Raw genomic sequence first — 25,467 nt, 5'->3', positions numbered from 1 at the left:
TGTGTCCGTGCGATATATCTTACATTAACGTGAGAGTAATCAGTTAAAGGTGGCCAATTGGTCGCCTTTTTTTATTTAAGTGCATGTTTAATATTAATTTATTGATTTTTTAATTTTTATGACAAAGAATTATTTTGTCTCACATACTACTTCCTCCTCTCGTTTACTCTAAACTTTAACTTGTCAAGAAGACATAGCTTAATGAATAAGCTACTGCCATGGATAAGGAATAGGCAAAATAGCAGATGCTAGCAGGATGCAAAAAGGACAAGTTAACAAGGACAGCAAGGATGAATAGGAAGTGCAAGACGCACTAAGTGGCAGGAGCTACTTCAAGGATATAAAGGATTAAAGCTGCAGGACGCAGCCACGTACTAGGTTGCACGTGAATGCTTGGAAAGCAAAGGGACAACGCAGGAAGCACAAAGTGGCAGGGCGCTACTTCAAAGGATTAACATGGATGATGCTATAGATTTAGCCAAGCGTTAGTTTACGCGGGTTTGCCAAGGTGGCGATGGATATTGCATGAGGCAATGTGAGGGTAAACAAGGTTGTTTACTCGTTCAGGGGATGAAAAAACGGATTATAGATAGTGGATATCTAGCAGGAAGCAGTCCAATTGGGGCGTAACTTTAGTTACGCCTTAGTTTTTTGTACTACACAATTGCAATAATTTTATACATTAAAAGCATAAGAACACTTAGATTTTGTGTGGTGGAACGACAACACTTTTTAAAAACTCATTTTCCATAATAAGCATTCCCTGATACGCATTTTCACCGTCACTTGAAAACTCAAATGAAAACTCACTTTTTATTCCCGGTTTACCACTTTTTAGAAAACCAAAACGGCGCTTAGTGCACGCAACACTCATAAGTTGCACATTTAATTGCTCACATTGACGTTTAGCATGAACATTAGCCGCTTCGGCGACTTTTCTATTTAGCCAAAACAAATAAATAACACTACCAATTAATATAAACGTCCATAAACTTGCCATTTAAGAGAATAACCTTCCAATTGCACGAGCGAGGGCTTCGCTTCGATCTTCTTTTCGTAATAAACCTAATAGGTGAGGTCGAATGGTCGGTATTGCAACTAAGTCAGCAAAAATACTTGGAAAAAGCGCCTCTATTTTTTGATGTTGAGCACAATTATCCATAAATATATGCAATCGTTCAGGGTCTTCTAACTGAACAAAACAACGCCCAGCAATTGTTAAAAGTACGTCAGAGTCGCTTTTAAGAGCTGAATTCAATGTTGCATCAACAAGCTGCGCGCATAAACCTTGTGCCTGACCCTTAGACATTGAGCGTAGTGCAGCGGTTAAAACTATAGTATCACTATTATTAATAGCTGTTTGACCCTGCGCGAGTAAAAGCTCACTCAGTGTTGATGGTATTGCAACATGTTCAAGCATTGCACTTAGTGGCTGCAATACTTCAAGGGGTAAATGTGCCCAGGCTTTTTGTAAGTTACTTAAGTTTTGATCGTTATCTAGGCGCAGCGCAAAATCAGCAATGCCTTGTAGTGCCACACTTTGCCAATTATCAAAGCCTAACTTTGCACTAAAGTATAGCTGAGCGTATTCGTAATATTGTGAAGCAGGTTGCTTTAGTAACACTTTAACTTGCGCGTTAAATGCAGCCAGTTTATTTGCATTAGGCGTAAACACATAAGGATTGTTATCAAGCTTACCATCTGCTTTTTCACCTGTAATTTCAGTGCCAAGAGCTTGAACAACCATATCGGCAAAGTGATCACGACTTGCACTAACTAGTTTACTTTGCTCATCTAGCGGAAATTTTAAAAACCACACATAGGGTTCTTTGCTCGCTTTGGCATCCCAGAACTGAATTGCTAGCCACGCATGACCAGCAAGCGGATAAGGGTAAGGTACTTGGGCTTGTTCAATAGCTAAAAACTGTTGTTTATCGAGTTTAGTAATGTGCCTGCCAATATCAAAAGCCCGCCATTGCGTGCCAGCACCATCTAAAAGTTGGCCTAAGGTTGCTATTTGATCACTCATTGTTTTCCCGATTGTTTTTAACTGCAAAATTGCACTAATTATACGCCATAGCGAGCTTTGTGGGAACAGGGTATAATTGCTGCATAACTTATAAAGAGGGTGGTTATGTTCCAACAGACCCAAGCTTATTTAGTGCAATTAAAAGCGCTATTACAAAAGCATCAACTTTGGCAATGTGAGCCAATTTCAGCAGAGGCACTAAATTCTAGTGTTCCCTTTTGTCACGATTCGATGGCGTTTGAGCAGTGGCTACAGTTTGTCTTTATTGAAAAAATGCAGCATTTGATTACTTATAAGCAACCATTACCGCGAAACTTTGCAATTGCCCCCATGGCGCAAATGACCTTGATTAATAAATCAGGTGGAAATGAAATTATAGAGGTGCTGACACAGCTAGATGCACTATTAGGAAAACCGCATGAGTGAGCGCCTAGCGCCTATTGAATACGGCGAACTCGACATTTTGTATCAAGACGAAAACTTTGTAGCCATTAATAAACCGTCAGGGCTATTGGTACATCGTTCCTTTTTAGATAAACATGAAACTCAATTTGCGATGCAAATGTTGCGCGATCAGTTAGGGCAACATGTGTTTCCAGTTCACAGGCTAGATAGACCTACGTCGGGTGTGCTGCTATTTGCTTTAAGCTCTGAAGCCGCGCGCGATATGAATCAGTTATTCATTGAAGGTACTATTGCTAAGCGATATTTAGCTCTAGTACGCGGATTTGCCCCTGATTCGGTTTTTTTAGATAAGCCTTTAAAAGAAGAGCTTGATAAAATTGCCGATAAATTTGCAGATCAGAATAAAGCACCACAGGAGGCGCAAACTCAGTTTAATTGTTTGTACCAAGCTGCATTACCCATTCCAATAGGCAAATACCCAACGGTTAGGTACTCATTAGTTGAGTGTTTTCCTAAGACAGGGCGCAAGCATCAGATTCGCCGGCATTTAAAACATTTATCATTACCAATAATTGGTGATGTTAATCATGGCGACAATCAACATAACCAATTTTTTAGGGAGTATTTTGAATTACGACGCTTAATGCTGTTTGCAACTGAGCTGAGTTTTGTGCACCCTTACACCAACAAAGCAATAACGATTAAAGCGCCACTAGGACATGATATGCTACAGATTTGTGAGCAACTTGGTTGGCCAAACGAAGAGAAGGATTATTAATGGCACATATTAGTATTTTTGTGGGCACTGTAAATGGTGGTGCTGAACGTTTAAGTGATGATATAGCTGCAACTATTAAGCAGGCGGGTCATAGCGCAGCGGTCATCACAGAGGCTTCGCTTGACGATATTAAAAACGCATCAAACATATTAATTGTTACCTCAACGACAGGACAGGGTGACGTGCCAAGTAACCTAGCTGGCTTATATTATGCACTTAATAGTAGTTTCCCTATGCTTACAGACAAGCCATTTGGAGTGGTGGCTATGGGTGACAGAAGCTATGGTGATACTTTTTGCGGTGCAGGTCGAAGCTTTGATGAACTATTACGTGATTTACAAGCAAAGCCTGTCGGTAACCGTTTAGAAATTGACGCGTGTGAAGATTTTGAGCCTTGGCCAGTGACAGAGCCTTGGTTAAAAACATGGCTTGAAAAGCTCCCAGGTTAATTTTTATATACCAATAAAAAGGAGCGCATGCGCTCCTTTTTTGTTAGCTGAAATTAACTACTTCTTACGTCCACTTTAAGCTTTAATTTTTGCCCCGGTTGCAAGTACTTTTGACCTGCTAAATTATTCCATTTGATAATTTCGCTTACCGTTAAATTAAACTTAGACGCAATACGCGCAAGTGAATCGCCTCTTCGTACTTTGTACGTAATCGTGCGATTAGTGCTTTTTGGTGCGCTGGTCGTTTTATTTTGTGATTTATACACTGTGAGCTTTTGATTTAAGCGTAGCACAGCGCTTTTTTTAAGTTTATTCCACTTTGCCAATTCATCCATAGTCACATCGTATTCGCGGCTGATATCCCATAAGGTATCGCCACTTTTTACGGTATGCGAAAGCTTAGTGCGTGATGTTTTATTTGCAGCCATACGCATTTGCTTTGGTAAGTGCTCGCTATTTATTGCACCATCGGTTAACGGGACTAGTAGCTCTTGTCCAATGCGTATCGTATTTGAATTAAGCTTGTTCAAAGATCTAATTGCGCTGGTGCTAGTGGTAAACTTTTTAGCAATTACAGATAAGCTGTCGCCGCTTTTTACCACGTATCGTTGCCAGCGAAGCCTATTTTTAATATCAGTATTGGCAAGCTTTTCAGAAAACTGCTGCGCTTTATCAATAGGTAAAAGCAAAGAGTGGGGGCCATTTGGATCTGTAGCCCAACGGTTAAACCCAGGGTTTAATCTGTAAAGCTCTGTTAATGTCATGTCGGCCATTTCGGCGGCAAGTGCTAGGTCTATTTGTGAGCCTACATCAACTACTTCTACTACTTGGGCGTTGATAATGGGTTTCCACGATACATTAAATTCATCCGAACGTTTTAATAAGTCAGCTAGTGCCAGTAGCTTTGGTACGTAAGCTGTGGTTTCTCTTGGTAAATCTAATGACCAAAAATCGGTGGGCAAATGCTTTTTACGATTTTTTTTAATTGCGCGCATCAGCCGCCCTTCACCGGAGTTATAGGCGGCTATGGCATTGAGCCAATCACCTTCAAGTGTTTTGTGAAGATAAGATAAGTAATCTAGCGCTGCACGGGTAGATTGCACAATATCTCGGCGGCCGTCGTACCACCAGTTTTGTTTTAAATCAAAGCGCTCACCCGTTTGTGGCATAAATTGCCAAATACCCGAGGCGGTTCTGTGAGAGTAGCCAAAGGGATCAAAAGCGCTTTCTACAATAGGAAGGAGCGCAATTTCGATTGGCATCTCGCGTTTTTCCACTTCTTCAACAATAAAGTGAAGGTACGGCTCTGCACGCTTTGAAATACGGTCTAAATAACGTTGATGCTTCGCATAATAATTTCGCTCGGTCACAACCGGGCGGTTTTGAGGAACATTAATCGACAATTGGTAACGAATACGCTCCCATACATCGTCAAATACCGGCGCATCTTGTTCATCGCTATCTAGTTGTTGATATTGCGCGTTTACCATTAATGCATTGTTAATATCATTTGGGCTTGCACCTTCAAGCTTATTATTAGCTTGATTTGCGACCTGAGGGTCTGATTCTAAGGTAGTCAATGTTTGACAACCACTTAGCGCAAGCGCCAAGGTTAATATAAGAGGAGATTTATTCATAAATACCAATACATCGGGTAAAAAACTCGGCAAATGTTACCTTTAATAAACTAACATTACCACTTTATGACAATTACAGCAGTTAGTAGAAAGTGTTCATGTATTTCAAGTTAATGATTTAAAATAATAAACTTATATGCGCTAAAAATTATCTTTGAACTTTCTCAGAGCAGCAAAGTTATGCCAAGGTTCATTGTTTTTTGTAACCGAAATAAATTCTTCAGGTACTTCATCTATGATGGTTGGAATGTCGCTGCGCATAAACGGGTTTATTTTAAGCTCTTGGCTTATAGTGGTTGGCAGTGAAGTTTTATCTTCTTTCCTTAACTCATCTACCAGCTCACTGTGTGCAAGTAACGATGGATTACGAGGCTCAACAGCTTTAGCAAAAGTTAAATTAGCTTGTGTATATTCGTGGGTGCAAAACACTTTACACCCTGCTGGTAGCGTTTTTAATTTGTTTAGAGAATGCCACATTTGTTCACTAGTACCTTCAAATAAACGTCCACAGCCACCACTGAATAATGTATCACCAGTAAATGCCATGTTGTCATTTACAAAACAAATGTGATCAAGTGTATGCCCTGGAGTTGTGAGCACTTTAAAGTTGATGCCTAAAACATCAATACTATCGCTATCAACCAGTGGATGCGTCACTCCTTTAAAGGGGCTATTTTTAGGTCCATAAACTTTTATTGTTGGGTCATCTTTTACTAGCTGCGCAACACCATCGGTATGATCGTAATGATGATGGGTAATTAAAATGCCACCCAGTGTTAAGTTTTCTGCTGCGAGATGAGCTAGCACAGGCTCAGCCTGACCAGGATCAACGACCCATGCTTCAGCGTTGCCTTCAGTGGTTAAACACCAAATGTAATTATCTGAAAAGGCTTTAATTGCTTTGACTTGCACCATGTTAAATTGCTCTATAAAGTGACATTTAACGCATAGTATAACGAGCTCATAAAATGAAACCAGCCCTTAGTTTTCAAGAAGGACCCAAACCACTGTCGTGGCAGCAGTTTCCTCACGGGGATTACTTGCAAGCTGATATTGAACGTAAAATGCAATATTGGCTACCACGCATGTTTGGTTACCATATGCTTAAGTTAGGTAACTTAAGCGGTGAGTTAAATACAAGTTTAAGTACTATTAAGCACCAGGTGTGTGTCGCTGAGCCCGGACCATATACAGGGGTAGTGGCAGATATAGATGAATTACCTTTTTACGAACATAGTGTTGACGCGTGTATTTTAAGCCATTGTTTAGAGTACCACTCTGACCCACATCACATTTTACGCGAAGCTCATCGAACACTCATACCTGGCGGCTACGTTTTAATTACCGGGTTTAATCCGCTGAGCTTGTGTGGGTTGGCTCAAATGTTGCCGTTTAGCGGGCAAAAATTACCGTGGACAGGACGATTTTTTACCCCAGCAAGGGTAAAGGATTGGCTGAATTTATTGGGTTTTGAAATTGTAAGTGACGAGCGGTTTATTTACTCATCACTTGCTAGGGGAAACAGGTTATCACGGTTTGAATTTTGGCGAGCATTTGCCAAGCAGTATTTAAAACCTATGGGTAGTGTTTATATGCTGGTGGCTCGAAAACGCGTTGCGCCCCTTACACCTATAAAGCCTAAGTGGCACGCACGGCCACAATTTGTGCCTGTTAAAGGAGCGGGGCTTAGGCAAACTTCAAAGCAGCATTACAAAACGTGCGACCAAAAAAATGACAACCATTAGTATCAAGTAAATTAAGGCTGGTAGCCCACATCTTCGAGTAAATCTGTGCTGCCAGCTGCATCACGAGCTAAATCGTCGACAATTTCGTTGTACTTATGGCCGCTATGACCTTTAACCCACTTCCAATTTACTGTGTGTTTGCTGCAAGCTGCATCTAGGCGTTTCCATAAGTCCACATTTTTAACTGGCTTTTTAGCTGACGTTATCCAGCCGCGTTTTTTCCAGTTTGATATCCATGACTCGATACCTTGTTTTACGTATTGACTATCGGTAGTAAGGTTTACAACACAAGCACGGTTAAGTGATTCAAGTGCCACTATAGCCGCAAGCATTTCCATGCGATTGTTTGTAGTGAGCTTATAGCCTTGGCTTAATTTTTTTTCATGGGCGTCATAAATCATAAAAATACCATAACCACCGGGGCCTGGATTACCTAAACATGAGCCATCGGTGTAAATCTCTACGGTTTTTTGCACTGTTTTACCTTGATCTTATGTACAATAAAGTGATTATAGAAAGATACCAGAGTCAGGCTTAATTCGATATGGCACGCAGACAAATAGTTTTAGATACAGAAACAACCGGCATCGACCCTAAACAAGGGCACCGAATTATAGAGATTGGTTGTGTAGAGTTAGTAAATCGCCGTTTAACGGGTAATAACTTTCATGTTTATATTAATCCGCAACGTAGCATAGAAGAAGAAGCGATTGACGTTCACGGTATTACCAATGAGTTTTTACGCGACAAACCGCTTTACCGCGATATTGCACAAGAGTTTTTTGATTATATAAAAGGTGCTGAACTTGTAATTCATAATGCCCCGTTCGATGTGGGCCACATGGATAATGAATTTGCATTGCTTAATCAAGGTTTTCCAAATACGCATGATTACTGTCAAGTTCTCGACACGCTTAAAATGGCGCGTGACTTGCATCCAGGACAAAAGAATAACCTTGATGCGTTATGCCGACGTTACGACATAGATAACGCTAAACGTACCTTGCACGGGGCGTTACTGGATTCTGAAATTTTAGCTGATGTTTATCTTGCCATGACAGGCGGACAAACAAAGTTAAACTTAAATCAAAATAAAGATGATGGTAGTGAGCAACAGCAAGGCGGCATAAGACGTTTAAACAGTGAAAGAGCGCCATTGGTAGTATTACGCGCTACAGATGAAGAGCAAAGCGCACACGAAGCCAGATTGGATCTTGTAAATAAAGAAGGCGGCCAATGCCTATGGCGCGCTGAATAAGGCCTTATAATGAGAATAATGTATTTTGTAACCGTGTTATGTGCACTCAGTTTGTTATCAGGTAACGCATATAGCGCAGAGCAAGTTGAAGTTTTAAAACGGGATGGCCTACAAAATGAAATCCCCTTACTCGACAACCGCTTTCGGATTGACAGCCAAATAGACGAAATCACATTACTCTTTTTCAGAAAACCAGGGACACCTGCCGTTATTTTAGTTAGGCCTGATGGTAGTAAGTATTTTGCCACCAACGCAGTTAGGGATACTAATATTGAATGGTTTGACGAACTTAGTTATGACCTTGTCACCATAAAAAAACCAATGCCAGGTCCTTGGCAAGTTATAGGGAGTATTTTACCAGATAGCAGAATTGTTGTACTGGGTGAAATATCACTACAGGCAGAGCCATTACCTCCCATGCTTTTTAGAGGCGAAACGATAAAAGTAACTGGCCAAATTTTAAATGACGGTGAACCGATTAACGCTAATCTATTTAGAGATGTGGTTAGTCTTAATGTTGACTTTGTAAGTACGAATAACGATAGCTTTGCAAACTTTGGCGCAGGTACACAAGAAGTCGCCGAATTTAAAGACGACGGGCGTGGATTTGATGAACGTCCAAAAGACGGTGTATTTACCGGTGAGTTTAAACTTGTGTTCCCTGAAGGTGAGTGGACCCCAGAACTTTACATTTCTACTCCTTTACTGCAACGCAGAATCGTGCAAGACACCATTATTGTTCACGAACCCCCCTTTGGCTTTAATATCGCGCTTGCAGATGAAAATATTGATGAACATAAATTAACGATCACAACAGACAACAAAATAGTTAAACCAGAGACCGTTATTTTTCAGGGTAAGATTTATTACCCTAACAACGAAGAGCAAATGTTTACTATAAACGCTGCGCCAGGTGAGACAAGAGAGTTAATAATTAAAAACTATGACTGGGGGCGCTACAGTGTAGAACTCTCTGTATTTGGTACTAATAACAACGGCCGTGAATTTATGGCCACTTTACCAACCTATAAATTTGAAATAGCCCGGCCAATAGAAGCGGTACCAGAAGTTGACCCTGCAACAATAGTTGAAGCCGAGCAAGCCACCCCCATTGAGCCGGAAGAAGAAAAAATGGCCACATCCACCATTGTGGGCTTAATAATCGGCGGTAATATTTTAATTACACTGCTTGGCTGGTTAGCTATTCGAATATTTGTGCAAAAAAAACCGATTAAAATTAAACTATCGTTACCTTTTTTAAATAAAAAGAAACACGCGAATCAAGATGCGGACGACACAGAAAAAAATCAAGTAGACAAAAATGGTTCAAAAAATGACAAATCAGGTGAAATTTTAAACCTTTCGATGTCAGATGACTAAAAAACCTGTAAAAAAACAAAAAAGCCCTTGACGAAATAGGGGCTGGTTCGTATTATTCACGCCGCTGTCAGGGAGACCTAAACAGCAACGAAAATGCGGAGTGGTAGTTCAGTTGGTTAGAATACCGGCCTGTCACGCCGGGGGTCGCGGGTTCGAGTCCCGTCCACTCCGCCAATTTTCGACAATTTGTAAGTATGCGCTGGAGTGGTAGTTCAGTTGGTTAGAATACCGGCCTGTCACGCCGGGGGTCGCGGGTTCGAGTCCCGTCCACTCCGCCAACACTTGCACAACATATGGTTGTAAAACATATTCTTATTATGGAGTGGTAGTTCAGTTGGTTAGAATACCGGCCTGTCACGCCGGGGGTCGCGGGTTCGAGTCCCGTCCACTCCGCCAATAAGAAAAAGTAACAGTTTAAATACGCGCTGGAGTGGTAGTTCAGTTGGTTAGAATACCGGCCTGTCACGCCGGGGGTCGCGGGTTCGAGTCCCGTCCACTCCGCCAACTATTTAAACAACGTTATATTACAAAATTTGTATGCTGGAGTGGTAGTTCAGTTGGTTAGAATACCGGCCTGTCACGCCGGGGGTCGCGGGTTCGAGTCCCGTCCACTCCGCCAACAAATTAAGTAATGACAAGTAAAAAAGATATCTCTGCGGAGTGGTAGTTCAGTTGGTTAGAATACCGGCCTGTCACGCCGGGGGTCGCGGGTTCGAGTCCCGTCCACTCCGCCATTTGATATCATAACAAAATTAGTAAGTGCATTACCCCATGCACATACCACTGCGGAGTGGTAGTTCAGTTGGTTAGAATACCGGCCTGTCACGCCGGGGGTCGCGGGTTCGAGTCCCGTCCACTCCGCCACTTGTTATTTCCTCAATAACAAGGTTTTAAAGATTAATTTTCTTATCATAAAATCATTTATAAATTTTATAATCACCGATACTTATCAAACTATTAAATAAAAATTAATAAATAATCACTTTTATTTATTTTTTGTATCTTAAATAATACTTTTAAATATAAACATGTATTTGCCTTAAATAGGCTTATAACGCCACTGTTGATGCTATTTTTCGTTAGCAGATAAAATCCTCTATTTAATTTTTTTACCGCCAAAAATTGCCTCAGAGCTAATTAAGTTGTTTTATACCAATCCGCAATAATACTTAATCATTTCGCGGGGCTAAACGTGTCGGTACCTGCGTTAAAAAATTCTCATTTAGAACAATTAAATAGTGAATTTTTTACCTAGCTATTAACACGTTTTCCCAGCCTCAAAATAGCTCATTTAATTAAGCGAGTTGGTATTAGTTTATTTATAAAAATGAGTAAGTACTTTTAGCTAACGCAGTAATCAAATCAATAAGTTTGCCTCTTTACTTTGTAGGCTTATAATAAAACCTTAGTTTATAAGGATATTTTATGATTGAAGTTATTGGTTTAAATAAGCAATTTTCCAACAATGTAGTTTTTAAAAATTATAACCAGGTTTTTTCAGATCAAAAATTCTGCATAGAAGCACCTAATGGCCACGGTAAAACCACCTTACTTATGATGCTAGCAGGACTTGATAAACCGCAAAGTGGCTCACTTTTGTTTGCGGGGAGGGAGCTGAATGAGCCCACAAAAACAGTGGCCATAGCCAGTGACCGTATTACGTTACCTGATTTTTTAACAGCCCATCAAATTATTGACTTGTCTGTTAGTGCTATCGACTGCCCGTGGCCACATGAGCTGGTTAAAGGGTTTGGCTTTACTGAATTTTTAAATACTCGATTTAGTGCCTTGTCCTCGGGTAACCAAAAAAAGTGTCAGCTAATATTAGCGCTAATGCGAAAGTCACCGTATTTACTACTTGATGAGCCAAGTGCTGCGCTTGATCAAATAAGCATTGAGCATCTTTTAAAATTACTCGATGTGTATTTAAATGATAAGCCTAATGGGCAAATTATTATTACTTGCCATGAGCCGGCTGTATTTATTGAGCATGGCTTTAAGTGTGTTTCGCTATGAGTTTCGCGAGCGTAAAAGGCAAGCTTGAGCAGTATCGTGCATTTATGAGTTATCGGTACCTAGCATACACGTTTGAGCTTAAGCAGCTGCTACTGCAGTTAAAAAGCTTTGGTTTGATATTTTTAGTAGTGTTGGGTTCATCCATTTTAGGCTTGGTGTTGTTGCTCTTTTTGGGCCTAGGGAAAATTATAGATAGTACAGATGCACCTGCATATGGTGCCCAAATGGCCTTGTTTTATTTGTTATTGCAAAGTGTGATGTTAAGCGCGATTAAGCCGGCAATTAAAAATAGCAAGCAACGGCTATTTCAACACACAATAGCTTGTCCTAGCTGGCTGAACATAGCAGATATTAAATTATTACTTATTAGTAATGGCTGGCTTATAGCGAGTCTGTTGATAGCGCTTGATTTAACCTGGGCTCAGTGGATAAAAGTACCGCATTTTTTTGTTTTTATGTTTATACAGTTAGGTTTAGGCATTGTTTGTTTATACAAACCTAGCGCGCTCGTTTATGGATTTACTTTAAGTACTTTATTTTTGTTTACTCCTTTTGAGTTATCGCCGCTAATTTATCATTTGGGTTTTGCAATTATCTTTCTTTTAAGCGCATCTATACCTGTCATTAATATAAATGGAATGACGAGTGTTCGGTCTTTATTTAGCTTTTGGTTTTGTTACTTCATAAACCATAGTTGGACATTAGTATGGCGTATATCGTTGCTTTTGTGTGTATTTATGGCATCGGCTGAGTTATTAGAAAAGCGGCCAGATCTTGTGAATATAATAGGCGGTGTGGCGGTTGCTTTTATTGTACTTTTTAGCAGCTCATTACAATTTGATTGTACTAAAGTTCATGGACAACATCGGTTGTTTTTTAAAATGAATCAAAAGACGCGAGCGTTTTATATTAGCCAGTTTATGCCCAGTATGCTTTTGTTTTTAGGAGCCTTTATAGCCTATAGCATTACGTTTGAGAGATTACACAGCACTTTGCTAAACCTGGGGTTTGTGTGGTGTTTATTGCAGGTTTATTTTGCACAAAAAAAACCAGCGCATTATGCGCTGGTTTGGATTATTTCTAACGTTGGGTTGCTTGCTTTACTAAACTAGTTAAGCGGCATCAACTTTTGTAATAACGCTATCACGCGATGCTTTACCTGCAAGCAAATCAGCAGGGTCAAAATCGTCTACGTTGATTACGTCTAAACGAGCTTGCTCTACAGCGGCTAGCTTATCGGCCTCAGCTTGGCTTAAAATACCTGCTTCAAGACCCATTTGCGCTACTTTATCAAGTTGGAAGAACGGTAGTTTAACACCTTTCTCTTTACATACTCTTTCAAATAATGGCTCAACTTCTAGCACGTCTTTAAGCGTTTGCTCCTGACGACCTACAAGGTTAAGAGGCTCATTTGTTAAGTATACATAACTTGCTAAACGGTTACGTGTTTCGCTAGGTACTTGTAAAATTTGAGCTAGTTTATGCTCTAACTTATCAGTCGGTTTACGTACCGGGCGACCAAACGGGAACAATAACACTTTTAATACGCCACGAAGTGGTGCAGAAGGCATATTGTTAATTAAGTCAGCAAGCGCACGTTGACAGTGGTAAAGGTGATCCTGACAGCTCCATTGAACAAGCGCAAAATCTTCTTTTTTACGGCCTTCGTCGTTGTAACGCTTAAGCGTTGCAGATACTAAGTAAAGGTAGCTAAGTAAGTCACCTAAACGTGCAGAAATACGCTCTTTACGTTTAAGAGAGCCGCCAAATACAGCCATGCTAATATCTGACATAAGTGCTAAAGAAGCACTAAAGCGCGACGCTATACGGTAAAACTCAGCTGTTTCGTCATGGTAAGGCACACTTGTAAAGCGAGCACCTGTAAGGGCTAGCCATTTAGTACGCACTAGGTTTGACATAGTAAAGCCTATGTGACCCATTAGCGCTTTATCAAATACGTTAAGCGCTTCTTCGCGGTCCTCAATTTCACACGCACCTAGCTCGGTTAGTACAAACGGATGACAGCGAATCGCACCCTGGCCGTAAATGATCATATTACGGGTCAGGATGTTTGCACCTTCAACGGTTATGGCAATAGGTGCACCTTGATAGCCACGACCTAAATAGTTATTTGGACCAAGCATGATCCCTTTACCGCCAAGAACGTCCATTGCATGGATTGTTGCATCGCGCATTTGTTCGGTTAAGTGATATTTAATAATCGCTGATACAACAGATGGTTTTTCACCTAAGTCAACCGCACCAGTCGACATACTTACTGCAGCATCTGAGCTGTATGCGTAACCGGCAAGTTTAGCCATTGATTCTTCAACACCTTCCATTTTACCAATCGGTAAACGGAATTGACGACGAATACGGCTGTATGCACCCGTAGCGGTTGCAATCATTTTAATGCCACCGGCAGAATTTGACGGCAAAGTAATTGCACGGCCTACCGATAAACACTCAACTAGCATTCGCCAGCCTTGGCCAGCCATATCTGGCCCACCAATAATGTAATCAAGAGGTACAAAAATGTCTTTACCGCGAGTAGGACCATTTTGGAATGGTACGTTAAGCGGGAAGTGACGACGACCAATTTCTACTCCAGGAGTATCTGTTGGGATCAATGCACAGGTAATACCTGGCTCTTTTACATCACTTAATAAGCCATCTGGATCTTGTAATTTAAATGCAAGACCAAGTACCGTTGCCACGGGCGCAAGCGTGATATAGCGCTTGTTCCACGTTAGGCTTATACCGACAACTTCTTCACCGTTCCATTGTCCTTTACATACAACACCGTAATCAGGGATTGAACTTGCGTCAGAGCCAGCTTCTGGTGATGTTAATGCAAAACATGGAATTTCTTGACCGCTAGCTAAGCGCGGTAAGTAATGGTCTTTTTGCTCTTTTGTACCATAGTGTTGTAATAATTCACCTGGACCTAACGAGTTTGGAACACCAACAATTGACGAAAGTAATGTTGATTTACTCGTTAGTTTTTGAAGTACACAAGACTGAGCAAACGCAGAAAACTCTAAACCGCCGTATTCTTTTTTAATGATCATGGCAAAGAATTTATTGTCTTTAAGGTATTGCCATACATCTTGCGGTAAATCAGTTAGCTCGTGTGTTGCTTCCCAATCATCTAGCATGCTACATACTACTTCAACAGGGCCATCTATAAAGGCTTGCTCTTCAATAGTAAGTTTAGGCACAGGGTATTGGTGTAGCTTTTTCCAATCAGGGTTACCGCAAAATAAATCAGCTTCCCACCAAGTTGTACCCGCATCGATAGCTGACTTTTCAGTGTCAGACATGCTCGGTGTTACTTTTTTGAATACCGTAAAGATAGGTTTGATGATGTATTGCTGGCGAATACCAGTAACTGAAAGAGGCACTGCGATGATCAAAAAGATCAACCAGCTAATTAAACCAAAAGCACCTGCGAAGGTACCGATTAATAATGTTGCAGCAGAAACACCAAGTGCTGTGTTCCAACTCGCTCTGTGGTAAATCGCAGTGCACAGCAGCACGATTAAACCGAGTGTAAATATGAGTGTCATTTTAATTCCTTAATAGAGGTCAGACCACCTCATTTAGAGTAGCGCTAGTCAGCTCAAGTTTCAAGTAAATTAGCGTGTAAAATTATAGTAAAAAGTCAGAAGTTTTGCTTTACAGAATACCTTTTAAGGGGACGGATAGTGCTTTTTGCCATACACATTATGTTTTTTATTAATTCAGAGCGTTAAAAATTTATAATTCAGGTAGCCATAATGATTTTTTTAAGTAAATATGCAACTAATTTAGAAATTTTTTTTTGTAAAATGTACTGCTATTTATCCGTACTTTTTAAGGGTTTTTTTATAAATGTGTGAATTACTTGGTATGTCTGCCAATGTGCCTACTGATATATGTTTCAGTTTTGCAGGGCTATTAGAGCGTGGTGGTAATACGGGGCCACACAAAGATGGATGGGGCATTACGTTTTATGAGGGAAAAGGGTGTCGAACTTTTAAAGACCCAGAACCAAGCTACCAATCAGAAATTGCTAAGCTTGTTAAAGCTTATCCTATAAAAAGCGTGTCGGTTATCAGCCATATACGCCAAGGTAATCGCGGGCGAGTATGCCTTGAAAATACCCATCCGTTTACGCGTGAGCTGTGGGGGCGAGAAATAACCTATGCACACAATGGGCAGCTTTCAAACTATCACGATTTAAAACCCGAATATTATCGTCCAGTGGGTAATACTGACAGTGAACTCGCTTTTTGTTGGTTGCTTGATAAAATTCGTGAAAAATACCCTAAACGACCTTCTAATATGGCGTCTGTTTTTAGATACGCTGCCAAGCTTTCTCACACGCTGCGTGAAAAGGGCGTATTTAATATGTTGTTGACCGATGGCGTATTTGTTTTAGCGTACTGCACAAATAACTTACATTACATAACGCGCCGTGCGCCTTTTGGTAAAGCTACATTAATAGATGCCGATATGGTTGTTGATTTTCAAAAAGAGACAACCCCAAACGATGTGGTAACTGTCATTGCAACAAGGCCGCTTACTAATGATGAGCGTTGGCAAACAATGGAGCCAGGCGAGTTTTCGTTATTTAAAATGGGTGAGCGTATATAGTTCACCCATTTTGCAAATAAATCGTTAGCTAGTTTGCTTGAAGGTTTTTAGTGTGCTCAGCTGTTGCGGTTGGTGCAGTCACAGTAAAGGAGTTCATTTGAACTTCAAACTGCTCAGTCCCTTTTTCACCTTTCCACATGCGCACAAGCATGTAATCCATTTCAGGTGCAAACCAAGCGAGGGCTTGTCGCTTGTCGGTATCGTATAAACGTTTTACTTTAATTGCCTCTATGTTACCTATAGGCAAAGAAATCATCTCTGTGCCTACCACTTCAAAGTTATAATCCCGACGGTTACCTTTTTTATCAACAAGCGGAAACGAGAAGTTGGTTTCGCCTTTTTTTAACCCTTCACGAACCTGAACTTGATACGAAATGGCATCTTGAAAATCATCAGTCCACTCGCATTTTAGCGGGTACTCACTGTTACTGCTGGTAACAATTTCATTCTCTTTGTCAAAATCAATTTTATAGTTTTTATCAGGACCTGTTCCTTTACGTACCATTGAATAATGATCAGGAGACACCTTACCGTCTTTAAACGTAAATTTAGAGGTTTCTTTACGCGAGTCAGAAAAAATCATCCACTCAATGTCACTGTGGTAGGTTAATTCATAATTTTCATCATCAAGCTTTTTAAGAGAACGAACTGCCGTGCCGTGATTGCTGCCTTTACGCAAAATATCATACTTGGCTTCGTATTGAGTCAATTCGCCTGCAATAAGGCTTGTTGGAAGTAAAGCGCCCGCACATAGCATTAGGGCGCTTATTTTTTTATTGTGGGTAGTGCGCGCCGTGTGCAGGAAGTTGTTTTTTGTCAAGAACCGCATAATCTGCTTCCATAGTAAGTCTTTGTTCACTGAACCATTTGACCACCAAAGGATAAATTATATGCTCTTGTTCGTGCACGCGTTTTGCTAATGTGTCTGCTGTATCATCCTTGAGTACAGGTATTTGCGCTTGAAGAATGACCGGACCACCGTCTAATTCTTCAGTTACAAAGTGAACACTTACGCCATGAACATCGTCTTTTGCATCAATTGCTCTTTGGTGGGTATTCAGCCCCTGGTACTTAGGCAACAAAGATGGATGAATGTTCAACATTTTTCCAATATATTTTTGCACTAAGCTAGGTGTAAGAATACGCATAAACCCAGCTAATACAACTAGATTTGGTTCAAAAGAGTCAATAACGTTCATTAACTGCGCGTCGTAGGCCTCGCGCGAGTCAAAATCTTTATGACTGAGTACTTGCGTTGCAATGCCTGCATTTTTAGCTCGTTCTAGGCCATATGCGTCTGCTTTATTGCTAATAACAGCCGCAATATGTCCGTTTATCTCGCCACGTTCACAGGCATCAATGATGGCTTGTAAATTAGAGCCACTGCCTGAAATTAAAACTACTAGACGAGTAGGTGCCATTACTTAGCACCACCTACAATGTCTACTTGCTCTTCGCCTGGTGCTGCATCTTGGATTTCGCCAAGGTGCCAAGCGTTTTCACCTAAATCTTTAAGCATAGTTAAGCTTTGCTCAAGTTTGTCGGCAGGAACAACCAAAACCATGCCTACACCACAGTTAAATGTACGGTACATTTCATGTGTAGTAATATTACCGTTTTCTTGTAACCAGTTAAAAACACTTGGCCACTGCCAGCTATCGCCTTTAACCACAGCTTTAGCTGATGCAGGTAATACGCGTGGAATATTTTCCCAAAAGCCACCGCCGGTAATGTGCGAAAGGGCATGCACGTCAACGTGCTTAAATAACTCAAGTAAAGGTTTAACGTAAATACGTGTAGGCTCTAATAAATGCTCGCCTAATGTTTTACCATCAATTACTTGATTGGTGTCGGCGTTAGATACCTCAAGTACTTTACGAATTAAAGAAAAACCATTTGAGTGTGGGCCACTAGAGGCAAGGGCAATAAGCTGATCGCCTGCAGCTACTTTAGTACCATCAATGATTTTTGATTTTTCAACCACACCGGTACAAAAGCCTGCCATGTCGTAGTCTTCACCATCATACATACCTGGCATTTCTGCTGTTTCGCCACCAATTAGGGCACAACCTGAAATTTCACACCCTTTACCAATACCTGTTACTACGTCGGCTGCTGTGTCTATGTCTAGTTTACCCGTTGCGTAGTAATCTAGAAAAAACAGGGGTTCAGCACCTTGAACAATTAAATCGTTTACACACATAGCTACTAGGTCAATACCTACGGTATCGTGCTTTTTAAGGTCAATTGCCATACGCAATTTAGTACCCACGCCATCAGTACCCGCTACTAATACAGGTTGTTTATAACCTTCAGGAATTTCGCAAAGTGCGCCAAAACCACCAATTCCGCCCATCACTTCAGGACGACGGGTTTTTTTAACTACGCCTTTAATACGCTCAACAAGTGCATTACCAGCGTCGATATCTACGCCCGCGTCTTTATAGCTAAGAGACTGTTTTTGTTCGCTCACAGGTTTTCCTCAAAATAGTTGTTTTGGGTTGCTTAGAAACGCGCGTATTTTACAACAATTGCATCTGCGCGGCTAGCGTAAATATAGGTTTGAAATAATTAACAAGGACACTTGTCCGCTGCTTGTTGTTTAAATAAACAAAAAAAACGCCCGTTGGCGTTTTTTTAGTATTAAAAGCGTTAAATTAACCGCTATGCTTTGGCGGTTAGTATCGCTCTAAGTGGAGCAGGGTAGCCTTCAATGGTTTTACTGGTGTCGGTTGGGTCTAAAAAATCAACTAACGATTCGTTTTCCATCCAATCGGTTTTGCGTTGTTCATCAAGCGTGGTAATTGCGCAATCTTTTATTTGCACATCTTTAAAGCCAACGCGCTCCATCCACAGTTTTAATGCAGCAGTACTTGGAATAAACCACACATTGCGCATTTTTGCGTAGCGGTCGGTAGGCACGAGTACTGTGTTTTCATCGCCTTCAATAACTAAGGTTTCAAGCACTAACTCGCCGCCCGGGCGAAGCTGCGCTTTTAACTGCGCTAAAAAATCAATTGGTGAACGACGATGATAAAGCACCCCCATTGAAAATACCGTATCAAAGGCTTTAAGCTCTGGCAGGGCTTCTACACCTAATGGTAATAAATGCACGTTTTCGTCGGGGTTGAAGTGTTTAATTGCCTGAAACTGGCACAAAAATAAGTCAGAAGGATCAATACCCACTACAAACTCGGCGCCTTCTCCGCGCATGCGCCATAAATGATAGCCAGAGCCACAACCAATATCTAACACTGTACGGCCTTTTAATGGCTCAATATGTGGAAGGAGGCGATCCCATTTCCAATCACTGCGCCATTCGGTGTTTATTTCAATACCGTGCACACTGAATGGGCCTTTTCGCCAAGGCATCATGCGCTTTAATAAGTGTGTAGTTTGCTTTTGTTGGCCTTCACTCATTTCCCCTGGTGCGCCAATTTCTACTTTAGTGGCTATATCAACGTGAGTTGTGTTTATTTCAGGTAAATTTTTAAGCACTTTTTGCCATTGTGGTAAATCACCATGGCTTGCCTCTAACTGCCAATGTTTTAATTGGGCAGGTAGCGTTTCTAGCCAGTGGCTAAGTGGGCTTTGTGCAATTGCAGCGTAAAATTGGTTAAACCATTGAGACATAAATTACTCTTTTTATTTAATTGCTACCATTGAGCAAAAATTAAAACATTGATACCACACTTGTGTTTGGCTAAAGCCAATATCACTTAACCTATTAATATGTGTGCTGAGTGTATCGGGGCGCATAACGTTTTCTATTGCTGTGCGCTTTTGGCTTATTTCAAGCTCAGAGTAGCCATTATGACGCTTAAAATCATGATGCAAGTCAATCAGTAAATTATCGCACTGCTCGTTTTCGGCTTTAATTTTTTCACTAAGTAGTAATACACCACCGGGCTTTAAGTTAGCGTAAATTTTTTCAAGCACGGCTTGGCGCTGTGCATGGGGTATAAACTGCAGTGTAAAGTTCATTGCTACAACCGATGCGCTTTGAATTTCAAGCTCGTTAATATCGCCAAGGGTAACAGTAACCGGCACGTCCGATTTAAACCCATGTAAATGCACCTTACAACGCTCAACCATGGCTTGTGAGTTATCTACTGCAATAATGTTGCAATTATCGGTGCGAATATTACGGCGCATGCTCAGCGTAACCGCGCCCAATGAGCAGCCTAGGTCATACAAGTTAGAATTACTTTGAGCGTATTGGCCCGCTAATTTACCCATAGTGCTTACAATGGTGGCATAACCAGGCACTGATCGCTGAATCATATCAGGGAATACTTCAACCACATTTTGGTCAAAGCTGAAATCTTTTACTTGTTGCTCAGAGGCGTAAATACTGTCTTTTATGGTCACGAAGGCAGTCTCTTTAAAAATAATAAGGTTATTTTAACATTTTATGCTGGATAGTCAGTGATAAATTCAGTAGGTTGGCTAGAATTATGAATAATAAGTACAAAAGAGAACGTTAAATGAGCAAAAGTAAAGTTATTAGCACCGACGATATACTAGCAACGCTTTGTCACTCTGTGACAGGGGTACTTTCATCAGCAAGCGGTAACGAAATAAGTTACTCGGCCATGGTTCAAAAAATAACACGCACCTGCATGCGACCAGACATTGGTTGCTTTGTATTGTTTGATGGCGGCTTTACAGGGCTTGTTGTAACCAACTTTACATCGCAGGCTGCAATGGAAATCTACGGCGACTACATGCGCAACATGGGTATGCCAGAAGAAGAAATTGCACATAGTCACTTGTCAGACGATGTTTCAAACGTAATGGGCGAGTTAATGAACCAAATAGTAGGTGACTTTACTTCTAAGGTTCGCGAGCAATTACATACCTCTATTACGCAAAATCAGCCAAAAATGATGGCGATTAATAAACAAGTGCAAATTTCGGTAGATACCACAATGGATCGCCCACAAGCACGACGTGTTACTTTTACTACACGTAATCAAAATATTTTTTACCTAGAACTGGCAATGGATAAAACAGAGTTTATTAAACTACACGATTTTGACATTATTGAAGCCATTGACCCTGACGACATTATTGAAAACGAAGCAAAGCAAAAAGCTGAAAAAGCGCAGGCTAAAAAAGAGCCCGTGCAAGATGATGCCGATGACGACTTTATGGCTGAGTTAGGGCTTTAACACCCAAAGTTGTCAGTCTAAAGCTTTCAGAATTGAAAAAGTATTAACAATAAAAGCGCGATTTAGATCGCGTTTTTATTGTTTATGGGGTTTTATTTACTAATAAGAGGTTCTGTGCAAAAAAGCTTATATGTACGGATTCTCTCCCATCGCCACCACCACACAAAAAATTCTTAAATCTAACTCTAGCTGGTGGTATTGTGGCTCCATGTGGCAACACAGCTTATAAAAGCTTTTGTTGTGGTCTTTTTCTTTAAAATGGGCGAGCTCGTGCACAACCAGCGCTTTTAATAAAGGCTCGGGGGCGCGCAGTAAATCGCTGTTTATGGCTAAATCGTGTTTACGGGTTTTGCCTTGCATACGATAGGTGTGCGTACCCAATGCGTTGGTAACCATATCACCTTGTTTTTTAAACGCCGCACGGCCAAATGGTGGAGCGTTTTTTAAATACTGCTTTTTAAGCTCGGTGGCGTAGCTATAAAGTAGTTTATCGGTGGTTATGGTGTGCGCGTGCGGGTACTTTTTAAGTAAGTAGTCACAAACCTTGTTGTTACTAATTAGGCTTAATACTTGCTCAACAATGTTTGCAGGGTAGCCTGTAAAGTAACGGGCGTATTCACTCATTTTTATGTCTCTATATTTTTGTTTTAATTTTTAAAACAGGGCGTGCTGCTGCGCTTCTTTTTCGCCGCTGAACGGGTTGAGTACTGGGTGATTATACCCAAGATCTTTACAAAATTGACGTGCAAGTAGTGGCGACTCACGATTATCGGCTGTATGAAAAAACACATAAGGGGATTTACCCTCATCAAGCCATTGTTTTACTTTACTCAGCCACGGTTTATAAAAGGCTTGATAGTCGTTTTGTAAATCAGCGATTACAAACCGCGCCATAGGCTGCGAGCCAGTAGCTATTGCATGTACTGGTAAGTGAGGTTTTTTTTGTTGGGCGTCTATTAGCGCTTCGGTGGTTGGCTTTACTGCAAAAAGCGCCCGTGTATCCATTGAAATACGATTTATGTTATTTGCTATTAATAACTGATTAAGTGCTACCTCGGCTTCGCCTTTTTTGAAAAATTCAATATGACGAACCTCTACACCGTAAGTAAGCTCTTTGGGGAGCAAGCTAATAAATTGCGCCAATTTGGGTAAATCGTTTGGGCCAAATGCTTTGGGTAGTTGCAGCATTATTTGCCCTGTTTTTTCGAGTAAAGGGGCAAATAATGTAAGCCAGTCGGTAAGCTCTATTTGTACGTTGCTAAGCGCTAGCTCATGGCTAAAACGGCGATGAAATTTAAAGGTAAATCTAAAATCGTCAGGTACGCTTTGTGCCCAGCGCAAAACAGTACTAGGTGATGGGTCGGCGTAAAAACTGGTGTTACCTTCTACCGAATTAAAATGCTGTGCGTATTGGCTTAGCATGTCGGCGTTTTTACATTGGCTTGAAAATAAATTGCCTTTCCATGCACTGCTAGACCACTGAGGGCATCCAATATATAACATAAGAAATAGCTGATAAATTACATCGTGGCGCCAGTGTAGCAAATACCAACAGCGCCTGCTTTAAATTAACACCAACACACCAAACACGCCTAGCATCTTCAACCTACTTGGGTATAATGCAGGGCTTAATTTGAATATTTTTAGATTGCTTACGGCTTTATTTGAAGTGTGGTAGCTCTTTTTTAAATTATGCGCCTATAAAAACAAATAATTTTTACCGTTGAAGCCTTTTATCTGACAGGAAAACTATGCGCTCTATATACTGCGGACAGCTAAATAAAACTCACGTAGATCAAGAAGTTGAACTATGTGGCTGGATCAACAAACGACGTGACCTTGGTGGACTTATCTTTGTCGATTTACGCGATAGAGAAGGTTTAGTACAAGTTGTATTCGATCCAGAAGTTGAAGGACTTATGGATACAGCGAACAAGCTTCGCCAAGAATTTTGTGTTCAGTTAAAAGGGGTTGTACGTGCTCGCCCAGAAAGCCAAGTAAATAAAGATATGGCAACAGGCGAAGTGGAAATTTTAGGCACCGAGCTTACAATTATCAACCGCTCAGAGCCATTGCCGCTTGATTTTAACCAAACAAACTCTGAAGAGCGCCGCTTAAAGTACCGCTACTTAGACCTTCGTCGCTTAGAAATGAGCGACCGCATTAAATTACGCGCTAAAGCAAGCAGCTTTGTTCGTCGCTTTTTAGATGAAAACGGCTTTTTAGACATCGAAACACCGGTACTTACAAAAGCAACGCCAGAAGGTGCACGCGATTACTTAGTACCAAGCCGTGTGCATAAAGGCAGCTTTTACGCATTACCGCAATCGCCACAATTATTTAAACAATTGTTGATGATGTCAGGCTTTGATCGTTACTACCAAATTGTTAAATGTTTCCGTGATGAAGATTTACGTGCCGATCGCCAACCTGAATTTACTCAAATAGATTTAGAAACCTCGTTCATGAGCTCGGATCAAGTACGTGGTATGACTGAAAAAATGATCCGTGAAATGTGGCAATCGTTACTCAACGTTGACTTAGGCGACTTCCCAATTATGCCTTACAGCGAAGCGATGAGTTTATACGGTTCTGATAAGCCAGACTTACGTAACCCAATGAAATTAGTAGACGTTGCTGATTTAGTGAAAGATGTTGAGTTTAAAGTATTCTCAGGCCCTGCAAACGACGAAAAAGGCCGTGTTGCTGTATTAACAGTACCGGGTGGCGCTAAGCTTTCGCGTAAGCAACTTGATGATTACACTAAGTTTATTGGTATTTACGGTGCTAAAGGCTTAGCATGGATGAAAGTAAACGACCGTGATGCAGGCGTTGAAGGCGTGCAATCGCCAATCGCTAAATTCTTAAACGAAGATGTGATCACACAGTTACTTGAGCGTACTAATGCACAAACGGGCGATATCATTTTATTTGGTGCAGATAAGCGCAACACAGTAAATGAAGCTATGGGTGCACTACGCCTTAAAATTGGTGTAGATCTAGAAATCACTAATTTAGATAGCTGGGCACCACTTTGGGTTGTAGACTTCCCAATGTTTGAAGAAGATGACGAAGGCACATTACATGCTGTGCACCATCCGTTCACTGCACCAAAAGATATTAGTGCAAGTGAACTTGAAGCAAACCCTGCAGCGGCTATCTCAGATGCCTACGATATGGTATTAAACGGCTACGAAGTGGGCGGTGGCTCGGTACGTATACATAATGCAGATATGCAAGAAGCAGCATTTAGAATTTTAGGAATTGATGAACAAGAGCAACAAGACAAATTTGGCTTTTTACTTGATGCCCTTAAATACGGTACACCGCCACATGCAGGTTTAGCATTTGGTCTAGACCGTTTAGTTATGCTTTTATGCGGAACAGATAACATTCGTGACGTTATTGCTTTCCCTAAAACTACACAAGCATCTTGTTTATTAACCGACGCACCAAGCAAAGCGAATAATGATTCGTTAACTGAGCTTGCAATAAGTGTGGTAGAAAAATCAGCCGCTAGCGAAGAGTAATTTGAGCTGAGTTTACAGCATTGAATTTAAAACCCTTAAGTTGTTTGCTTAAGGGTTTTTTTGTGGTTAAATTTAGCGCAGACTATAATTTAACCACTATGAAAAGGAATTCCCATGTCAATTAATCTCACTTTATTTGGCGAGTTTTTAACATTTTTCATCTTATTTTGTATTCCTATTTTTGCGCTTATTAGCTACAAAATTGGCAAGCGAAAAAGCACCAGCCCAGGTGTTTTAGCTTTTGTAGGCGGGTGCTTAGCATTATTTCCATTATTTGGGCTTATTTATATTGCAGTGCTTGCGCTAAGAAAAGATTTGCCAGAGAGAGGCGACTACAGCCATTGATAATTGTGAAGAGGAAAGCGTTAAGTAAAAAGTGTAACTAAAACATTAGAAGCAAAGACGATGCCTAAGCTTCTAAACGTTAC

At 40.8% G+C, this 25,467-nt stretch carries 25 protein-coding genes and 7 tRNA genes; 19 read left to right on the top strand and 13 right to left on the bottom strand.

All coding sequences use genetic code 11. The features are described 5' to 3' along the window. Positions 1-700: 700 nt before the first annotated feature. A complete protein-coding gene (locus PMAN_RS09180) occupies positions 701-1,000 on the bottom strand; it encodes a DUF3301 domain-containing protein (RefSeq protein ID WP_010557125.1) in 300 nt (99 codons plus the stop codon). Next, positions 1,001-2,029 carry a DUF3549 family protein gene (locus PMAN_RS09175; protein WP_010557124.1) on the bottom strand — a complete coding sequence of 343 codons (1,029 nt, stop codon included), beginning with the start codon at positions 2,027-2,029 and terminating at the stop codon, positions 1,001-1,003. It abuts the gene before it with no gap. A gap of 105 nt (positions 2,030-2,134) precedes the next feature. On the opposite strand from PMAN_RS09175, the gene PMAN_RS09170 reads away from it, so the two are divergent. The 3 genes from PMAN_RS09170 to PMAN_RS09160 are packed head-to-tail and all read left to right on the top strand — an operon-like array spanning position 2,135 to position 3,661. After that, a complete protein-coding gene (locus PMAN_RS09170) occupies positions 2,135-2,455 on the top strand; it encodes a YqcC family protein (protein WP_010557123.1) in 321 nt (106 codons plus the stop codon). Next, positions 2,448-3,212, top strand: coding sequence for a tRNA pseudouridine(65) synthase TruC (gene truC, locus PMAN_RS09165; protein WP_010557122.1), 765 nt, complete (start codon positions 2,448-2,450; stop codon positions 3,210-3,212). The genes PMAN_RS09170 and truC overlap by 8 nt, the downstream gene beginning before the upstream one ends. Then, positions 3,212-3,661 (top strand): flavodoxin, encoded by a 450-nt coding sequence (locus PMAN_RS09160; RefSeq protein ID WP_010557121.1) that lies wholly within the window; start codon positions 3,212-3,214, stop codon positions 3,659-3,661. Before truC ends, PMAN_RS09160 begins: the two co-directional genes overlap by 1 nt. Before the next feature lie 53 nt (positions 3,662-3,714). On the opposite strand, the gene PMAN_RS09155 is transcribed toward PMAN_RS09160, so the two are convergent. Both PMAN_RS09155 and gloB read right to left on the bottom strand, forming a co-directional pair. Further along, positions 3,715-5,298 carry a LysM peptidoglycan-binding domain-containing protein gene (locus tag PMAN_RS09155; protein WP_021032451.1) on the bottom strand — a complete coding sequence of 528 codons (1,584 nt, stop codon included), beginning with the start codon at positions 5,296-5,298 and terminating at the stop codon, positions 3,715-3,717. A 141-nt stretch (positions 5,299-5,439) separates the two neighbouring features. After that, positions 5,440-6,213 carry a hydroxyacylglutathione hydrolase gene (gene gloB, locus PMAN_RS09150; RefSeq protein ID WP_010557119.1) on the bottom strand — a complete coding sequence of 258 codons (774 nt, stop codon included), beginning with the start codon at positions 6,211-6,213 and terminating at the stop codon, positions 5,440-5,442. A gap of 53 nt (positions 6,214-6,266) precedes the next feature. Here gloB and PMAN_RS09145 point away from each other — a divergent pair, with 53 nt between their 5' ends. Beyond that, positions 6,267-7,043, top strand: coding sequence for a class I SAM-dependent methyltransferase (locus PMAN_RS09145; protein WP_008132180.1), 777 nt, complete (start codon positions 6,267-6,269; stop codon positions 7,041-7,043). Between the two features lie 11 nt (positions 7,044-7,054). Here the strand turns inward: PMAN_RS09145 and rnhA are convergent, their stop codons facing one another. After that, positions 7,055-7,519: a ribonuclease HI gene (rnhA, locus tag PMAN_RS09140; RefSeq protein ID WP_006794051.1), complete on the bottom strand. Its 465-nt coding sequence runs from the start codon at positions 7,517-7,519 to the stop codon at positions 7,055-7,057. A 68-nt stretch (positions 7,520-7,587) separates the two neighbouring features. Between rnhA and dnaQ the strand changes: the two genes are divergently transcribed. The 11 genes from dnaQ (at position 7,588) to PMAN_RS09085 (ending at position 12,809) form a co-directional block, all read left to right on the top strand. After that, positions 7,588-8,301: a DNA polymerase III subunit epsilon gene (dnaQ, locus tag PMAN_RS09135; RefSeq protein WP_006794050.1), complete on the top strand. Its 714-nt coding sequence runs from the start codon at positions 7,588-7,590 to the stop codon at positions 8,299-8,301. Between the two features lie 9 nt (positions 8,302-8,310). After that, positions 8,311-9,681, top strand: coding sequence for a TIGR03503 family protein (locus tag PMAN_RS09130; protein WP_033035803.1), 1,371 nt, complete (start codon positions 8,311-8,313; stop codon positions 9,679-9,681). A gap of 97 nt (positions 9,682-9,778) precedes the next feature. Then, positions 9,779-9,855: transfer RNA gene (locus tag PMAN_RS09125), tRNA-Asp, on the top strand. A gap of 27 nt (positions 9,856-9,882) precedes the next feature. Beyond that, positions 9,883-9,959: transfer RNA gene (locus PMAN_RS09120), tRNA-Asp, on the top strand. Between the two features lie 41 nt (positions 9,960-10,000). Further along, positions 10,001-10,077 (top strand) — tRNA-Asp (locus PMAN_RS09115). A gap of 31 nt (positions 10,078-10,108) precedes the next feature. Next, positions 10,109-10,185 (top strand) — tRNA-Asp (locus PMAN_RS09110). Between the two features lie 38 nt (positions 10,186-10,223). After that, positions 10,224-10,300 (top strand) — tRNA-Asp (locus PMAN_RS09105). 38 nt (positions 10,301-10,338) lie between these two features. Further along, a tRNA-Asp gene (locus PMAN_RS09100) sits at positions 10,339-10,415 on the top strand. A 53-nt stretch (positions 10,416-10,468) separates the two neighbouring features. Beyond that, positions 10,469-10,545: transfer RNA gene (locus PMAN_RS09095), tRNA-Asp, on the top strand. Between the two features lie 561 nt (positions 10,546-11,106). Next, positions 11,107-11,697, top strand: coding sequence for an ABC transporter ATP-binding protein (locus tag PMAN_RS09090; protein WP_010557117.1), 591 nt, complete (start codon positions 11,107-11,109; stop codon positions 11,695-11,697). Continuing rightward, positions 11,694-12,809, top strand: coding sequence for a DUF6136 family protein (locus tag PMAN_RS09085; RefSeq protein ID WP_010557116.1), 1,116 nt, complete (start codon positions 11,694-11,696; stop codon positions 12,807-12,809). Before PMAN_RS09090 ends, PMAN_RS09085 begins: the two co-directional genes overlap by 4 nt. On the opposite strand, the gene fadE is transcribed toward PMAN_RS09085, so the two are convergent. After that, positions 12,810-15,266, bottom strand: coding sequence for an acyl-CoA dehydrogenase FadE (gene fadE / locus PMAN_RS09080; protein WP_010557115.1), 2,457 nt, complete (start codon positions 15,264-15,266; stop codon positions 12,810-12,812). It lies immediately after the preceding gene. A gap of 304 nt (positions 15,267-15,570) precedes the next feature. Here fadE and PMAN_RS09075 point away from each other — a divergent pair, with 304 nt between their 5' ends. Beyond that, a complete protein-coding gene (locus tag PMAN_RS09075; protein ID WP_010557114.1) occupies positions 15,571-16,335 on the top strand; it encodes a class II glutamine amidotransferase in 765 nt (254 codons plus the stop codon). 28 nt (positions 16,336-16,363) lie between these two features. Here PMAN_RS09075 and PMAN_RS09070 read toward each other — a convergent pair whose 3' ends face one another. From PMAN_RS09070 to cmoA, 5 genes are all read right to left on the bottom strand, one after another. Further along, positions 16,364-17,092 (bottom strand): DUF3108 domain-containing protein, encoded by a 729-nt coding sequence (locus PMAN_RS09070; protein WP_010557113.1) that lies wholly within the window; start codon positions 17,090-17,092, stop codon positions 16,364-16,366. A 16-nt stretch (positions 17,093-17,108) separates the two neighbouring features. Beyond that, positions 17,109-17,756 carry a phosphoribosylglycinamide formyltransferase gene (gene purN / locus PMAN_RS09065; RefSeq protein ID WP_006794043.1) on the bottom strand — a complete coding sequence of 216 codons (648 nt, stop codon included), beginning with the start codon at positions 17,754-17,756 and terminating at the stop codon, positions 17,109-17,111. Then, positions 17,756-18,808, bottom strand: a complete 1,053-nt coding sequence (purM, locus tag PMAN_RS09060; RefSeq protein WP_006794042.1) for a phosphoribosylformylglycinamidine cyclo-ligase — start codon at positions 18,806-18,808, stop codon at positions 17,756-17,758. Before purM ends, purN begins: the two co-directional genes overlap by 1 nt. Before the next feature lie 191 nt (positions 18,809-18,999). Next, on the bottom strand, positions 19,000-19,968 hold the full coding sequence (gene cmoB / locus PMAN_RS09055) for a tRNA 5-methoxyuridine(34)/uridine 5-oxyacetic acid(34) synthase CmoB (protein WP_010557112.1): 969 nt from the start codon (positions 19,966-19,968) through the stop codon (positions 19,000-19,002). Positions 19,969-19,980: 12 nt separating this feature from the next. Next, the gene (gene cmoA, locus PMAN_RS09050) at positions 19,981-20,706 is read right to left on the bottom strand and encodes a carboxy-S-adenosyl-L-methionine synthase CmoA (RefSeq protein WP_010557111.1); all 726 of its coding nucleotides are present in this window, start codon (positions 20,704-20,706) and stop codon (positions 19,981-19,983) included. 116 nt (positions 20,707-20,822) lie between these two features. On the opposite strand from cmoA, the gene PMAN_RS09045 reads away from it, so the two are divergent. Next, positions 20,823-21,509, top strand: coding sequence for a DUF3334 family protein (locus tag PMAN_RS09045; RefSeq protein WP_006794039.1), 687 nt, complete (start codon positions 20,823-20,825; stop codon positions 21,507-21,509). 126 nt (positions 21,510-21,635) lie between these two features. On the opposite strand, the gene PMAN_RS09040 is transcribed toward PMAN_RS09045, so the two are convergent. Both PMAN_RS09040 and PMAN_RS09035 read right to left on the bottom strand, forming a co-directional pair. Then, positions 21,636-22,133 carry a M48 metallopeptidase family protein gene (locus PMAN_RS09040; protein WP_010557110.1) on the bottom strand — a complete coding sequence of 166 codons (498 nt, stop codon included), beginning with the start codon at positions 22,131-22,133 and terminating at the stop codon, positions 21,636-21,638. Between the two features lie 30 nt (positions 22,134-22,163). Next, complete coding sequence (locus PMAN_RS09035) at positions 22,164-23,012, bottom strand: DUF72 domain-containing protein (protein ID WP_033035797.1); 849 nt, start codon at positions 23,010-23,012, stop codon at positions 22,164-22,166. 248 nt (positions 23,013-23,260) lie between these two features. Here PMAN_RS09035 and aspS point away from each other — a divergent pair, with 248 nt between their 5' ends. Both aspS and PMAN_RS09025 read left to right on the top strand, forming a co-directional pair. Continuing rightward, positions 23,261-25,039 (top strand): aspartate--tRNA ligase, encoded by a 1,779-nt coding sequence (aspS, locus tag PMAN_RS09030; protein WP_010557108.1) that lies wholly within the window; start codon positions 23,261-23,263, stop codon positions 25,037-25,039. A 114-nt stretch (positions 25,040-25,153) separates the two neighbouring features. Next, the gene (locus PMAN_RS09025; RefSeq protein ID WP_010557107.1) at positions 25,154-25,384 is read left to right on the top strand and encodes a hypothetical protein; all 231 of its coding nucleotides are present in this window, start codon (positions 25,154-25,156) and stop codon (positions 25,382-25,384) included. The last annotated feature ends 83 nt before the right edge of the window (positions 25,385-25,467 follow it).

It is taken from the genome of Pseudoalteromonas marina, assembly GCF_000238335.3.
GTDB lineage: Bacteria > Pseudomonadota > Gammaproteobacteria > Enterobacterales > Alteromonadaceae > Pseudoalteromonas > Pseudoalteromonas marina.
This window is presented reverse-complemented; position numbering and strand designations above follow the sequence as displayed.